Origin of the sequence: Paeniglutamicibacter psychrophenolicus (assembly GCF_017876575.1) — a bacterium.
GTDB classification, from domain to species: domain Bacteria; phylum Actinomycetota; class Actinomycetes; order Actinomycetales; family Micrococcaceae; genus Paeniglutamicibacter; species Paeniglutamicibacter psychrophenolicus.
Genome location: NZ_JAGIOE010000001.1, coordinates 4,311,090 through 4,325,279, shown reverse-complemented (window position 1 = coordinate 4,325,279; position 14,190 = coordinate 4,311,090). Strand labels below are relative to the sequence as shown.

Here is a 14,190-nt window from a genome sequence, read left to right as displayed (position 1 = left end):
TGCAGTCCACCCCTGCCGGCTGTGCACGGCCACGGACGACAAGACCCCCGACCGGAGCGGTCGGGGGTCTTGTCGCGAAGGAACCAGGTCAGGACCCGGGCATTTAGCCGTTGGACCCCGGGTTGCGGTCTGCTGCCTCCGGGTCCCCGGTGGCGCCGGAAGTGACCTTGTCACCGAACCGTGCCGCGTCCTCGAGCACCTTGGCTTCCTCGCCGCCGATGGCCTCGCCGCGGGCCACCATCCCTGCGGTGTCCGAGAGCTTGACCTGCTTGAGGAACAGCGCCAGCACGAAGGCAATGAGGATGAACGGGATCAGGTACCAGAACACCGGTGCCAGCGAGTCCGCGTACGCGTTCACGATGCCCTCGCGCACGGCCTCGGGCAGCTGCGCCATGGTCTGCGGGTCCAGCGTCGCGGTGGCGCTGCCGGCATCGGCGGCACTGGCGCCCGCGCCGGTGAACACGTCGGTGAGCTTCTCGGAGAGCCGGTTGGTGAACATCGCCCCGAAGATCGCCACGCCCAGGGACGCACCGACCTCGCGGAAGTAGTTGTTCGTGGAGGTCGCGGTGCCGACCATGGATGGGTCCACGGCGTTCTGCACCACCAGCACGATCACCTGCATGATCAATCCGAGCCCGGCGCCGAAGACAAACAGGTACAGGCAGATCAGCCACAGCGGGGTGGTGGCGCCCAACGTGGTGAAGGCAAGCATGGCGACTGCGGTGATGAGCGCGCCGGCTATCGGGTAGCCCCGGTACTTGCCGGACTTGGTGATGGCGATGCCCGAGTAGATGCTGGTGCCCATCAGGCCGAGCATCATCGGCAGCATCAGCAGGCCGGAGACGGCCGCGGAGGTGCCCGAGGACATCTGCAGGAACGTCGGGACGAACGCGATGGCCGCGAACATGCCCAGGCCCAGCGTGAAGCCGATGGCCGTGGCGTTGACGAAGACGCGGTTCTTGAACAGCGACAGCGGGATGATCGGATCCTCGGCTCGTGCCTCGGTGATCACGAAGAGCACGATGGCCGCGAGCATGCCCAGACCCCAGGCCCAGGTCTCGGTCGCTGCCCAGCCGTGGTTCTTGGAGCCGCCGAAGTCGGTGAAGAAGATCAGGCAGGTGGTGGCGATCGAGAGCAGCAGCACGCCGAGCACGTCGATCTTCTTGGTGGACTTCTTGTTCGGGATGGTCAGTGCGAACCAGGCGATCAGGAAGGCACCGATGCCGATGGGGATGTTGATGTAGAACGCCCACTGCCAGGTGAGGTGGTCGACGAAGAAGCCGCCCAGCAGCGGACCTGCGACGGCGGAGAGGCCGAAGATGGCGCCCAGCGGGCCCATGTACTTCCCGCGCTCGGAGGCCGGGACGATGTCGGCGATGATGGCCTGCGAGAGGATCATCAGCCCGCCGCCGCCCAGGCCCTGCATGGCGCGGAAGAAGACGAACATCCAGAAGGTCCCGGCGAACGCCGCACCCACGGAGGCCAGGGTGAACAGCGCGATGGCGATCAGGAACAGGTTGCGCCGGCCCAACACGTCACCGAACTTGCCGTAGATCGGCATCACGATGGTGGTGGCAAGCAGGTAGGCGGTGGTGATCCAGGCCTGGTGTTCGACGCCGCCGAGCTGTCCCACGATGGTGGGCATGGCGGTGGAGACGATGGTCTGGTCGAGGCTGGAGAGCATCATGCCGGCGATCAGCGCGGAGAAGATGATCCAGATGCGCCGTTGCGTCAGCAGCAACGGCGCCGGGTCCGGGGATTTCCGGGACGCGGTGGTGGTGGCCATGAGGGGAGTTCCTTGCGTGTGGTGGGAAAGATGTGTGGCGGGGACGGAGTGCCGGGTCAGGAAGCGGGAGGCCGGGCCTCGTGCTGCAGGTGCTGGCCGAACAACTCGCGGGTCTGGTTCATGACCGAGAGGAATTCCTCCTCCAGCGAGGGACCTTCGGGGGAGGCCAGGTAGCGCTCGATGGCCCGGTGGGTGGCGAATTGCAGGACGTGCACCAGCATGCCGATGCCGCTGTGGTCGGCCGCCACGCCTTCGCGCTTGGCCACCAGGGCGGTGAATTCGGCCTGGCGCTCGGGACCGACCTTCATCATGCGCGCCAGCAGTTCCGGTTCGCGGTGCAGGATCGTGAAGAACCCGTGGACCCCGCGGATCTCGGCGTCGTCGAGCCGCAGCTGCTCGAGCACCAGGGCCACCAGGTCGGCCAGCAGCGTGGGGGAGATCCCGGTGGTGCCGGCCGGCCGGGCGTTCATGAACCGTTCGAGCGCCTCGGCGGAGACCCCGTCCTCGGCGTGCCCGAAGACGGCGTCGAGCTTGGTGGCGTAGTAGTTGAAGAACGTGCGCCGGGAGATCCCGACGCGGGCGCAGAGTTCCTCGACGGTGAACCCGGCAAAGCCGTGCTCGGCCGTCAGCTCGCGCGCGTTCCGCGAGATGGACAGGCGGGTCTTGAGCATGCGGGCGCTGAGGCTCGGCGGGGTGGCCGGCTCGGCGGGAACATTATTTGCACTATTGTCCATAGAGTGCAGTTTTGCACTATTAATTGTTGAGTGCAACTTAAGTGGTATTGCTCACCGGGCCGCCGTCCAGGGCCCCTCCGACGTGGCGCCAGGACACGGAAGCGGCGGCCCGCCGGGGAAGGGAAATGGAACCTTCCTCGACGGGCCGCCGCGGACCGGGGATGCTGCGTGGGCGTCAGTGCTTGCCGGTCATGGTGGTGACATCCAGCAGCGCATCGAGCTGCTCCTCGGTCACCTCGCCGCGCTCCACAAAGCCCAGCGCCACGGTGGCCTCGCGGACGGTCAGCGCATCGGCAATGGCCTTCTTGGCGATCTTCGCGGCGTTCTCGTACCCGATGAGCTTGTTCAGCGGGGTCACGATGGAGGGGGAGGCCTCGGCCAGGAAGCGTGCGCGCTCCACGTTCGCGGTGATCCCGTCGACCATCTTTTCCGCCATGACCCGGGCGGTGTTGCCCAGCAGGCGGATCGACTCGAGCAGGTTCGAGGCCATCACCGGGATGCCCACGTTCAGCTCGAACGCCCCGTTGGTCCCGGACCAGGCGATCGCGGTGTCGTTGCCGATCACCTGGGCGGCGACCATGATTGCGGCCTCCGAGATCACGGGGTTGACCTTGCCCGGCATGATCGAGGAACCCGGTTGCAGGTCGGGGATGGAGATCTCGCCCAGCCCGGTGTTCGGGCCCGAGCCCATCCAGCGCAGGTCGTTGTTGATCTTCATCAGCGAGATCGCGATGTTGCGCAGCTGGGCCGAGGCCTCGATGAGCCCGTCGCGGTTGGCCTGGGCCTCAAAGTGGTTCCGGGCCTCGGTCAGCGGCAGCCCGGTGTCCGCGGCGAGCAGTTCGATGACGCGCTCGGGAAAGCCATCGGGGGTGTTGATCCCGGTGCCCACCGCGGTGCCGCCCAGCGGCACCTCGGCCACGCGCGGCAGCGAGGCCATGATGCGCTCGATGCCGTAGCGCATCTGCGCCGCATAACCGCCGAATTCCTGGCCCAGGGTCACCGGGGTCGCATCCATCAGGTGGGTGCGCCCGGACTTGACCACGTCCTTGAACTCGGCGGCCTTGGCCTCCAGGGAGGCCGCAAGGACCTCGAGGCCCGGGATGGCGTCCTGCAGCAGCCCGGCAGTGGCCGCGACGTGCACCGAGGTGGGGAAGACGTCGTTGGAGGACTGGGACGCATTGACGTGGTCGTTGGGGTGCACGATGGTCTCGGAGCCGGCCGCCGTGAGCGCGCGGGTCGCGAGCTCGGCGAGCACCTCGTTCATGTTCATGTTGCTCGAGGTGCCCGAGCCGGTCTGGAACACGTCGATGGGGAAATGCTCGTCATACTTGTTGGCTGCCACCTCGTCGGCGGCCGCGGTGATGGCGTGCGCGCGCTCCGCATCCAGCACGCCGAGTTCCAGGTTGGCGGCGGCGGCGGCCTTCTTGACCTGGGCCAGCGCGCGGATGTGTGCGGGCTCGAGTTTCTTGCCGGAGATCGGGAAGTTCTCCACGGCCCTTTGGGTCTGCGCCCGGTAGAGGGCGGCGGCGGGAACCCGGACCTCGCCCATGGTGTCGTGCTCGATGCGGAAGTCAGCAGAAGTGTCCATGTCACCCACGGTACGCCCGAAGGCCCCGCTTCGGCAGTGGTCGGGGGCACAGTTCGTGCGAAGGGCGAACACGGGAATAAATGCCCGCTGGGCGCACCTCGCGCACGAAAAAACCGGCCGGCCCCGTGGGGCCGGCCGGTCAAGGGTGTTGTTCGTGGGGGTGCCTAGAGCACGCCGAAGCCGGAAACCATTTCCGCCTTGCCCTCGGCCAGGCGGTAGGTCACCCCGATGACCGCGGTGCGGCCCTCGTCGATGGCGGAGGAGATGATGCGCGACTGTTCCACCAGGCGGTGGGTGGTCTGCTGCACGTGCTCCACCACGGTGGTGTTCACGTCGCGGATGCCGTTGCGCCGGGCGGTGATCACCGACGGGGTGATGTGCTCGACCAAATCGCGGATGAAGCCCGGGGGCATTTCCCCGCTCTCCACCGAGTTGATGGTGGCGGTCACAGCGCCGCAGGAGTCGTGGCCCAGCACCACGATCAGCGGCACGTTGAGCAGGTCCACCGAGTATTCCAGCGAGCCCAGCGCCGCGGAGTCGATCACGTGCCCGGCGGTGCGCACCACGAAGACGTCGCCCAAACCGAGGTCGAAGATGATTTCCGCCGCGAGGCGCGAATCCGAGCAGCCGAAGATCACGGCAAAGGGATGCTGCTTGTCAACCAGGAACTGGCGGCGCAACGCATCCTGGTTGGGGTGGTCGGTATGCCCGGCAACGAAACGGGAATTGCCTTCACGCAATTTCCGCCAGGCCTGGGCGGGAGTCAACTGCACGTGGTCGGCAAGTGGCTCGGCTTCGGGTCGGTTCATGTTTTTCAGCATAGACGCAACACCGGTGTCCGGTTCAAAGACATGCGTTTCGTGAAGCGCCGTTCAAACGCTTCCCCGCGGCGCGCCGGGGTTGTCGGCTGTGGGGAAGGTCTCATTTTTGCCCCCGGGTCCGCGAAATGCCGCTTCCCGAACGCGGGGTGGCAACCGACCGTCTAGTTGGCCGGGATCTCGCGCTGAGCCAGGCGGGCGAGCTTCTCCAGGGGTTCGGTGCCGCTGTCGCTGGAGAGCACGATGGTGGATTGGCCGCGTGTGGCGATCAACACCTGGGTCTTGTCCCTCTTGCGCAGCTCCCACTGGATCCCGTCCACGGCGTGGGTGCCCGCGGGGGTGGCGCCCTGGGTCACCGCGGCCAGCCAGGACGGGTTGGTCTTGGCGGTCTGGCGGACCCACACGAACTTGTCGTCCTTGGTGACGACGCCGAATTCCCAGTACTTGATCCCGTCGACGTTCTTGGTGATCCAGCGTGCGAAGTTCACGTAGTCGCCCTCGGGCAGCTGCGGGGCCCACGGGGTGAAGTCGGCGTCGGGGGCGGCCTGCGAGGCCACCGCGGCGATGTCGACGGGGGCGCGGTAGGTGTCGGCCTTGTTCGGCGGGTTGATCAGGATCACGGGGACCGCCACTGCAACCGTGAGCAGCACCGAGATGATCATGCCCTTGAGCGTCTGGTTGGCGCGCTTGGCCTGTGAGGGGGTCAGCAGCGGCTTCTGGGCCGGTTCCTGGCCCGAATCGGGCAGCTGTCCGGCCGTGTTCGACGGCACGGCGGTGTCCACCGCGGCCGGGGTCTGGGTCGGCTCTGGGGTGTTTGCGGGCACGGCGGGGCTTTCGGGGTGTTCACTCACCCCTCCATTCTCGCCCATTGCAGCCGCAGAATCTAAACCGGCCGGGCACCGGCCGCAGCCCAAGGCGGCACGTAACGCAAGCGGGTGCCGAAAGGGAGTAATTGACCACGGGAGATATGATGGACGGTGTTGGCCCCCGGCAAACGAACAGATCTCAACGACGAGGAAGACCGTGACTGAAGCCACGAATTTTGCCCACCTGTCCCCACGACTTTCGGTTGGCGACGCCGAACCGGACCGCAACCTTGCCCTTGAGCTGGTGCGCGCGACCGAGGCCGCTGCCATCGCCTCGAGCCCCTGGGTTGGGTTCGGCGACAAGAACGCCGCCGACGGCGCTGCCGTCGACGCCATGCGCTCGCTGCTGTCCACCGTTTCCTTCAACGGCGTCGTCGTCATCGGCGAAGGCGAGAAGGATGAAGCCCCCATGCTGTTCAACGGCGAACGCGTGGGCGACGGAACCGGCGCCGAATGCGACGTTGCGGTTGACCCGATCGACGGCACCCGCCTGGCCGCCCTGGGCATCAACAACGCCCTCTCGGTGCTGGCAGTGGCCGACCGCGGCTCGATGTTCGACCCCTCCGCGGTCTTCTACATGGAAAAGCTCGTCACCGGCCCCGAGGCCGCCGAGCTTGTCGACCTGCGCCTGCCGGTCAAGCAGAACCTGCACCTGATCGCCAAGGCCAAGGGCAAGAAGGTCTCCCAGATCACCGTGTGCATCCTGGACCGCCCGCGCCACGCGGGGCTGGTCGACGAGATCCGCGCCGCCGGCGCACGCACCAAGTTCATCATGGACGGCGACGTCGCCGGCGCCATCGCCGCGACCCGCGAGGGCACCGGCGTGGACGCGCTGATGGGCATCGGCGGCACCCCCGAGGGCATCGTCACCGCCTGCGCCATCAAGTCGCTGGGCGGGATCATCCAGGGCCGCCTGTGGCCCACCGACGACGACGAGAAGCAGAAGGCCATCGACGCCGGCCACGACCTGGACCGCGTGCTGACCACCAACGACCTGGTCACAAGCGACAACTGCTACTTCGCCGCCACCGGCATCACCGACGGCGACCTGCTGCGCGGGGTGCGCTACAAGAACGGCCGCATCCACACCCAGTCGATCGTGATGCGCTCGAAGTCGGGCACCATCCGCTTCGTCGAGGGCGAGCACCAGGCCGACAAGTGGGAAGCCTACACCCGCTAAATTCCATGGCGGCCTTGCCGCTTAATGCCGCGGGGCCGGCAGGAAGTTCATTCCTGCCGGCCCCGCGGCTTTTTTGTGCCTTGCTGAACTATTGCACCGGCTGGGGGGTCACGGCGAACGCGCGGCCCGCGGAGTTCGCGCTGCGCCGGGCCATGGCCGGGGCCTCGTTGGCGCCGATGAACAGCGAGTCGCCGCGGCGCAGCAGCTCGTCCCCGCGCGGGGTGTCGATGAGCACCTCGCCGGCGACGCACAGCACGATGACCGGGCCGTTGGCGGCCACCGGCACGTCCCCGCCGCCCATGTCGGCGGAGTCGGCGACCGCGTCCAGTTCGATGTGCTGGAGCTGGAACTCGGCGAAGGGCGGGATGAAGACCTGCTGGCCGTACATGGTCGTCTCGGGCTCGAGCAGCGGGACGCCCAGGGCCTCGAAGCGCGTGATGCGCAGCAGCTCGGGCACGTCGATGTGCTTGGGTGTCAACCCGCCGCGCAGCACGTTGTCGGAGTTGGCCATGACCTCCACGCCCAGCCCGCGCAGGTATGCGTGCACGTTTCCGGCATCCAGGTAGATGGCCTGCCCGGGGGCCAGCACCACCAGGTTCAGCAGCAGCGAAACCAGCACCCCGATGTCGTTCGGGTAGTGCTCGTTGATCCTGGGCAGCTCCGCCAGCGAGACGTGTTCGGCCAGCATGGGGTTCGCGTTCACGGCCGCGACGGCAGCGGGCACCAGCAATCCCGGTTCCTCGGTGGCGCCCAGCAGGTACTCGCAGGTCGAGCTCAGCGCCTGCGCCTCGATCGGGTTGGAGAGCAGCTGGACGATCCGTGCGCAGGTTGCCGCGTTCTGCCCCTCCAGCACCGCGCCCAGGGAACCAAAGAGTTCGGCCGCCTCGGCGGGGGAGCGGAAGCCGCTCAGCGCCGCGAAATCGGAAAGCGCATAGATCATTTCCGGCTTGTGCGAGCCGTCCCGGTAGTTGCGGTGCGGCGCGTCGGCCCGAAGGCCCGCGGCGTTCTCCGCCTCGAATCCGGCGGCCGCCTGCTGCGCGGAGGGGTGGACCTGGATGGACAGCGGCTTGCCAGCGGCCAGCAGCTTCATCAGGAACGGCAGCTGGCCGTAGGCCTGCGCGACCTCCGGGCCCAGCAGTCCCTGCGGGTCCGCGGCAATCATCCGGTCCAGGCCGGTGGCGGTGCCGTCGGTGCCATCGGCGGCCAGGGAAGGAGCCGAAGGGTGGGCTCCGAGCCACATCTCGGCCTCGGGCTTGCCACTGGGGGCGGTTCCCAACAGACCGGAAATGGCGCCGGTGGATCCCCAGGCATAATCACGGATGGTGTTTGTCAGGCGATACATCATGGTCCTTTGGACTGGTGGGGTGTGGTGGGCCCGAATCAGGGCACGGAACACTCGTTGTTGTTGGCGGCAATCTTTTCCAGCAAGTCCGTGCGGCCGATCTGTTCCAGGGTCACCAGGTACCTCTCGGTCAGGGCAGACCCATCGGGCTGCTCGGTGGGCGCGTCGGAGGGAACCACTGAGATCTTCCCGGGCTCGGAATTGCGCTTGCTGCCCGACTGGGTGCCCGAATCGGACGAGGACTCGGCGGACTCGGACTTCTTGGTCGCCTCGGCGCTCTTCTTGGCCGGGGACCCGGAGGCCGCTGCGCCCGATTGCGCGGCGATCATGTCCTGGATGCGGGTGTGGATCGCCTCGAAGTTCGGGTACGTGGAGAACTTGTCCGCGGCCGACCCGAAGTCCGGTGCGCCCAGGGTCAGGCGCTTGAACGGGGTGGCACGGGCCTTGTCGGCCAGGTTCAGGAACGAACCGAGCTGCTGCTGCGGGATGTCGGTTTCCACCAGCTGCTTGCCCGCATCCATGAGCGAGGTGAAGCGCGTGAGGATGGTCTTGGGGCTGAACTGGGAAATCATGGCCTGCTGCAGGCACTGCTGGCGGGCGATGCGGTGGTAGTCGGTGGTGAAGTCGCGGGAGCGGGCAAACCACAGGGCCTGCTTGCCGGTGAAGTGGTGCTCGCCGGGGGCGATCCAGTGGGTGTTCACCGAGGAGTTGGGCCAGTACTTGCCGTTGTAGGGAACCCAGCCGCCCGAATCCACGGTGACCCCGCCCATGGCGTCGATGAACCCGGCGAACCCGGCCATGTCAATCATCACGTAGGCCTGGACCTTCAGGCCGGTGGTGCCCTCGATGGCCTCCATGGTGGCCTGCGCCCCGGGGTTCTCCACCCCGGGGTAGAGGTCGGCGTGGTTGTCGGTGGCGTTGCGGTAGATGGCGTTGAACAGGCACTCATCGCCGCAGTTGTACCCGTCGGGGTACACCTTGCGCATGGGGGAGTCCTTGGAGAACTGGGCGTTCTGGAAGTTGCGCGGGATGGAGATCAACAGCGACTTGCCGGTCTTGGCATCGACACTGAGCAGCGACATCGAGTCGGTGCGCACGCCCTCGCGGTTCCCGGCCGAGTCGGCGCCGAACACCGCGATGTTGTAGCGCCCGTCCACGGGCTTGAACGCCGGTCCGGCGGAGAAGACGTTGGAAATGGTTTCGCGGCCCTTGTTCAGCACGAACGCGCCGTAGCCCAGCGACCCGGTGATGGCCAGGGCCAACACCAACAGCGTGGCGGTCAGCCCGATGCGGGCCCCCGGTGCCAGGTACCTGGGACGGATGATCGCCAGGGTGTTCAGGAACATCAACAGCCAGCCGGCGGCCAGCACCACCAGCAGCACCGAGGCCCCCAGCTGCACCCAGGACTGGGCGAAGATGCCCAGCAGCCAGTCGCGCTTGAACAGTGCGAGCGCCAGCACCAGCAGCACCAGCGCCCAGCAGGCCAGGGTGATGCGCATGACGAACCCGCCCAGCGCGCGCTTGCCCGAGACCCATTGGGCGCTGCCGGGGAAGAACACTGTCAGCAGCAGCAGGAACAGCGCGCGCTTGGAACGCACCGGCGCCGGGGCCGAGACGGCGTCCGGAAGCAGGTCCTGGTTGCGGGGGTGGTGGCGGGTCGATGGCATAGGGGTCCTTAGCTGCCGGGGGTTTCGGCGGCGACTGCGGCCCGCAGCGCGGCACCCTTGTCGGCGGCGACCTGCCGCAGGGTCCCTGCGAAGTCGATGAGCTGTTCCTGGAGCCGGGCGGCGAACTCGTCGGTGCCGGCGGCGAGCATGCGCACGGCCAGCAGGCCGGCGTTGCGCGCCCCTCCGATGGACACCGTGGCCACGGGAACGCCCGCGGGCATCTGCACGATGGACAGCAGCGAATCCATGCCGTCGAGGGTTTTCAGCGGCACCGGCACGCCGATGACCGGCAGCGGGGTGACCGAGGCGAGCATGCCCGGCAGGTGTGCGGCGCCGCCGGCGCCGGCGATGATCACCCGGATGCCGCGCGTGTGCGCGGCCTTGCCGTAGGCGATCATGTCCTCGGGCATGCGGTGCGCGGAAACCACGTCGGCCTCGAAGGGGATGTTGAACTCACGCAGGGCCTCGGCTGCCAGTTTCATGACCGGCCAGTCCGAGTCGGAGCCCATGACCAGGCCTACAAGTGGTGCAGTGGTGCTCAAGATATGTGTCCTTCGACGGAGGTGGCGGTGGCGGTGGCGGGTGCCGCGGTGGGCACGCCGTCACGGATCAGGGAGGCCACGGCGTTGGCCCGGGCGCGCAGCGAATCAACCGACTCGCCGGGCTCGGAAACCACGTTGACGTGGCCGATCTTGCGTCCGGGGCGCACGGACTTGCCGTAGGCGTGGACCTTCACGCGCGGTTCGGCGGCCAGAGCCGCGTTGAACGCGGTGAACAGGTCCTGGTTGGCCCCGCCGAGGAAGTTCTTCATCACGGTGGTCTCGGCCAGCGCGTCGGTGGCGCCCAGCGGCAGGTCAAGGACCGCGCGCAGGTGCTGCTCGAACTGGCTGGTGATCGAGCCGTTCATGGTCCAGTGCCCGGTGTTGTGCGGGCGCATGGCCAGTTCGTTGATCACGAACCCGGCACCGATGCCGGGGGTCTCGAAGAGCTCCGCAGCCATCACGCCGGTGACGCCGAAGGCGTCGGCGATCTTCAGCGCCGCTTCCTTCGCAGCCCGGGCGACTTCCTCGGGCAGGTCCTTGGCCGGGGCGATGACCTCGTCGCAGACGCCGTCGACCTGGATGGTGTGCACCACGTCCCAGCCCTTTTCCTCGCCGGAGGGGGTGCGGGCGACCAGGGCGGACAGCTCGCGGGTGAAGGCGACCTTGTCCTCGGCCAGCAGTGCTCCGTTGCCGAACCAGTCGGCGGATTCACGGGCCTCGTCGGCGGAATCGAGCATGCGCACGCCCTTGCCGTCGTAGCCGCCGCGCGGGGTTTTGAGCACGATCGGCCAGCCGATCCGCTCGCCGAATGCCACCAGCTCCTCAACGGTCTGAACCGCGGCCCAGGCCGGGTTGGGCAGGCCGAGCTGGGCGATGGCCGCACGCATGACCAGCTTGTCCTGGGCATGGATCAGCGCGGCGGGTCGCGGCTGCACGTTCACGCCCTCGGAAATCAGGGTCTGCAGGTGTCCGTTGGGCACATGCTCGTGGTCGAAGGTCAGCACGTCGAGTCCGCGTGCAAACTCCCGAAGGGTTGCCAAATCCTTGTAATCACCCACCGGTGCGTCGGCAACACAGCGCGCGGCTGAGACATCAGGGCCTTCGGCCAGGATGCGTAGTTCGAAGCCGAGGTTCAATGCCTCGGGGGCCATCATTCGTGCGAGTTGGCCTCCGCCAACAACGCCAATCACTGGAAACGTCACCCGCCTAGCCTACCCAACCCGCGTGCCCACCTGTGGTGTCCAAAGCGAGTTTGGACACCTTTGGCGGTGAACTTTCAGCGAAACGCATTAGAATGGCTTGGTTGACCGGGTCAAGAAGTCGCGGTTCAGCTGCAGCGCCGGCACCAGGAAACACCCAAGCGGCGGCGCAGTGCATTGAAACGAAAACATGGAGGATCATGCTGACGAACATCTGGGGCAAACTCATGGGCCTGGTGTCCATGATGTGGCGGGAAGTCGCCAAATTCGGCGTGGTCGGGGGTGTCGCGTTCATCATTGACTCCGGCATTTACCTGTGGATGCTCGAAGGCCCCATGCATGACTCCGAGGTCAAGGCAAAGATCGTTGCCGGCGTCGTGGCCACGATGTTCTCCTGGGTTGCCAACCGCTTCTGGACCTTCCGCCACCGCCGACAGGCCAACGTCGTGCGCGAGTTGGTGATGTTCCTCATCATGAACGCCATCGGCCTGGGCATCGCCGCGGCCTGCGTGTTCGTCACCAAGTACTGGATGGGCCTGACCGACACCACCAGCCTGTTCATTGCAGGCTCCGTGGTCGGCCTGGTGCTGGGCACCATCTTCCGGTTCTTCGCCTACCGCTTCTGGGTCTTTGGCGCCGCAATGGACGACGAAGAGGAATTCGCCCACGACCGCGAACTCATTGGCGTCGGCCCCGACACCGGTGCGCTGGAGCACGGTGCCGCCGGCGGCCACCGTACGCAGCGGACGCCCGGCGGCTCCGCCGGATAGCTTCGGCCCATCCCGGAACCGCCTGTGCCCCGGCACGCAACCTTCACGCAATCCACCGCCCGCCACCGGGCATGGGGAAACCGGGAAGGAATCGTACCGGGGCTTTTTCATGCCCCGGCAACGGATCCGGGAGTGGCTTCCCTAGGCCTGCGCGTCCAGGCGCGTGACGACGCGTTCACCGCCGAGCAGGGAATCGGTGATGTTGACCCCGTCCTCGACCATGACCACCGGGTTCCCGCCGATCCACTGGGCCACAAGCGCCGGCAGGATCCGCTCCAGCGGCCACGCGGTGCTCACCAGGGTGGCCCCGGCGGCCACCGGATCCGTGCCGGCGGCGAAGAGCTGGGTGAAGGCCAGGGTCCCGGTTTCGGAGACCAGCGCGGTGGAGGCGGTGTCGATGGGGGAGGGGAAGAACGAGTCCGCGTAGGAGCGGACCTCGGAGGCATAGTCGGTGGCGCCGACCGGCAGCGGACCGTCGAAGGCCATGGCCAGCGAGGGCAAGGGGACAGCGATGACCTCGACCGAGCCGTTGACTGCTAGGGTTTGCGGATCGGCGGTAATAAAAACATCGACATTCCCGGGATCCGTTCCGGGGGCCACGCATCGCACTTCGGCACCCAGGTGCCAGCAGGCCAGGGCCAGCGCAGCGGATTTCCAGTGGCCGGGCATGTCGGTGGCGACAACGCTGCCCGGGGCTAAATCAAATTCTTCGTGCAAAAGGTTCGCGCTCTTGGCAACCCAGTTGTCAAAGACCCGTCCACTGAGCTCGACGCGCTCCCCGGACCGCGAGTACCAGGTGAGGTACGGGTGCGTGGAATGGCGCACCGGGGCCAGCAGTGATTCGACGGGAGATAACGAGTTGGTATCGATGGGCATGTGTTGCTCCTTGTCAAGCCTGTGAATTCCCCGGGAATCCGCGGGCAGGCGTATTGCTGTGCGATCCCGCCGAAGTCTCGGGCGTGGCGTGGCTCTAAATCTACGACATGTGTGGCTAAAATCGACGGCCGCACTTGACGCAACCGGAGTTACACCAGTGTAATTAGATAGTGCACCGTCTGGGGGAGTGAAATTGTCTCTCGACGGCTTTTTGTTGAAGGTCGTCGATGTCGCTCATTTTACGGTCATTTTTTGTGTCTAGTTCGTAACGGCGGAAGGTTGGTAAACCATGGGGAACGTGGATCGAAGCTTCAACGAAGCCGCAACGACGGGAATTGCGCCCAACTTCAACGGCGGCCGGGGTGTGCCGGCGGACTGGTTCGTGGACCCTGCGGCTCCCGGCCCGGACCAGGAATCCAATGGTTCGAGGGTCCTGACCCCGGCCGAGGAAACCGCTGCCTTCCTTGCGGCGCATGATGCCGCCAACGACCTGGTCACCGAACCGACCCCCTCCTGGGCACCAAGCCTGGATGCGTCGGCCGACGGCAAGAGCCCGGCCCAGGCCATCTGGATCGGATTGGGGTCCGAGGACGAGGAAGGCGAGCTGGGCTGGCAGTCCGAGGCCCTGTGCGCCCAGACCGACCCCGAGGCGTTCTTCCCCGAAAAGGGCGGATCGACCCGGGACGCCAAGCGCGTGTGCGGCGCCTGCAACGTGCGCTCCGAATGCCTGGAATACGCACTGACCAACGATGAACGCTTTGGGATTTGGGGCGGGTTGTCGGAGCGCGAACGTCGGCGCTTGCGGAAGCGAGCAGTCTAATT

Annotated in this window: 13 protein-coding genes; 3 read left to right on the top strand and 10 right to left on the bottom strand. The window is 66.9% G+C overall.

All coding sequences use genetic code 11. The features are described 5' to 3' along the window. Positions 1–103 precede the first annotated feature (103 nt). The 5 genes from JOF46_RS19435 to JOF46_RS19415 form a co-directional block, all read right to left on the bottom strand. Positions 104–1,786: an MDR family MFS transporter gene (locus JOF46_RS19435; protein WP_245348205.1), complete on the bottom strand. Its 1,683-nt coding sequence runs from the start codon at positions 1,784–1,786 to the stop codon at positions 104–106. A gap of 56 nt (positions 1,787–1,842) precedes the next feature. Then, entirely contained in the window at positions 1,843–2,520 is a 678-nt protein-coding gene (locus tag JOF46_RS19430; RefSeq protein ID WP_209910321.1) for a TetR/AcrR family transcriptional regulator, read from the bottom strand. Between the two features lie 175 nt (positions 2,521–2,695). Then, positions 2,696–4,108 carry a class II fumarate hydratase gene (locus tag JOF46_RS19425; RefSeq protein ID WP_209910319.1) on the bottom strand — a complete coding sequence of 471 codons (1,413 nt, stop codon included), beginning with the start codon at positions 4,106–4,108 and terminating at the stop codon, positions 2,696–2,698. A 164-nt stretch (positions 4,109–4,272) separates the two neighbouring features. Further along, on the bottom strand, positions 4,273–4,917 hold the full coding sequence (locus JOF46_RS19420) for a carbonic anhydrase (protein ID WP_245348204.1): 645 nt from the start codon (positions 4,915–4,917) through the stop codon (positions 4,273–4,275). A gap of 173 nt (positions 4,918–5,090) precedes the next feature. After that, a complete protein-coding gene (locus JOF46_RS19415) occupies positions 5,091–5,777 on the bottom strand; it encodes a DUF4245 domain-containing protein (RefSeq protein WP_209910314.1) in 687 nt (228 codons plus the stop codon). Between the two features lie 172 nt (positions 5,778–5,949). Here JOF46_RS19415 and glpX point away from each other — a divergent pair, with 172 nt between their 5' ends. Next, positions 5,950–6,972, top strand: coding sequence for a class II fructose-bisphosphatase (gene glpX / locus JOF46_RS19410; protein WP_209910311.1), 1,023 nt, complete (start codon positions 5,950–5,952; stop codon positions 6,970–6,972). An 88-nt stretch (positions 6,973–7,060) separates the two neighbouring features. Here glpX and manA read toward each other — a convergent pair whose 3' ends face one another. Genes manA through JOF46_RS19390 form a run of 4 tightly spaced genes read right to left on the bottom strand, consistent with a single transcriptional unit; the run spans position 7,061 to position 11,725 of the window. Beyond that, positions 7,061–8,314, bottom strand: a complete 1,254-nt coding sequence (gene manA, locus JOF46_RS19405) for a mannose-6-phosphate isomerase, class I (RefSeq protein WP_209910308.1) — start codon at positions 8,312–8,314, stop codon at positions 7,061–7,063. Between the two features lie 38 nt (positions 8,315–8,352). After that, positions 8,353–9,981, bottom strand: a complete 1,629-nt coding sequence (locus tag JOF46_RS19400; RefSeq protein ID WP_245348203.1) for an LCP family protein — start codon at positions 9,979–9,981, stop codon at positions 8,353–8,355. Between the two features lie 8 nt (positions 9,982–9,989). Then, positions 9,990–10,490 carry a 5-(carboxyamino)imidazole ribonucleotide mutase gene (purE, locus tag JOF46_RS19395; protein ID WP_209912072.1) on the bottom strand — a complete coding sequence of 167 codons (501 nt, stop codon included), beginning with the start codon at positions 10,488–10,490 and terminating at the stop codon, positions 9,990–9,992. A 29-nt stretch (positions 10,491–10,519) separates the two neighbouring features. Then, on the bottom strand, positions 10,520–11,725 hold the full coding sequence (locus JOF46_RS19390) for a 5-(carboxyamino)imidazole ribonucleotide synthase (RefSeq protein WP_209910305.1): 1,206 nt from the start codon (positions 11,723–11,725) through the stop codon (positions 10,520–10,522). 197 nt (positions 11,726–11,922) lie between these two features. Here JOF46_RS19390 and JOF46_RS19385 point away from each other — a divergent pair, with 197 nt between their 5' ends. Beyond that, entirely contained in the window at positions 11,923–12,492 is a 570-nt protein-coding gene (locus JOF46_RS19385; protein WP_209910302.1) for a GtrA family protein, read from the top strand. Positions 12,493–12,633: 141 nt separating this feature from the next. Here the strand turns inward: JOF46_RS19385 and JOF46_RS19380 are convergent, their stop codons facing one another. Continuing rightward, the gene (locus JOF46_RS19380) at positions 12,634–13,368 is read right to left on the bottom strand and encodes a TIGR03089 family protein (protein ID WP_209910299.1); all 735 of its coding nucleotides are present in this window, start codon (positions 13,366–13,368) and stop codon (positions 12,634–12,636) included. 289 nt (positions 13,369–13,657) lie between these two features. Between JOF46_RS19380 and JOF46_RS22405 the strand changes: the two genes are divergently transcribed. Continuing rightward, a complete protein-coding gene (locus tag JOF46_RS22405) occupies positions 13,658–14,188 on the top strand; it encodes a WhiB family transcriptional regulator (RefSeq protein WP_245348201.1) in 531 nt (176 codons plus the stop codon). The last annotated feature ends 2 nt before the right edge of the window (positions 14,189–14,190 follow it).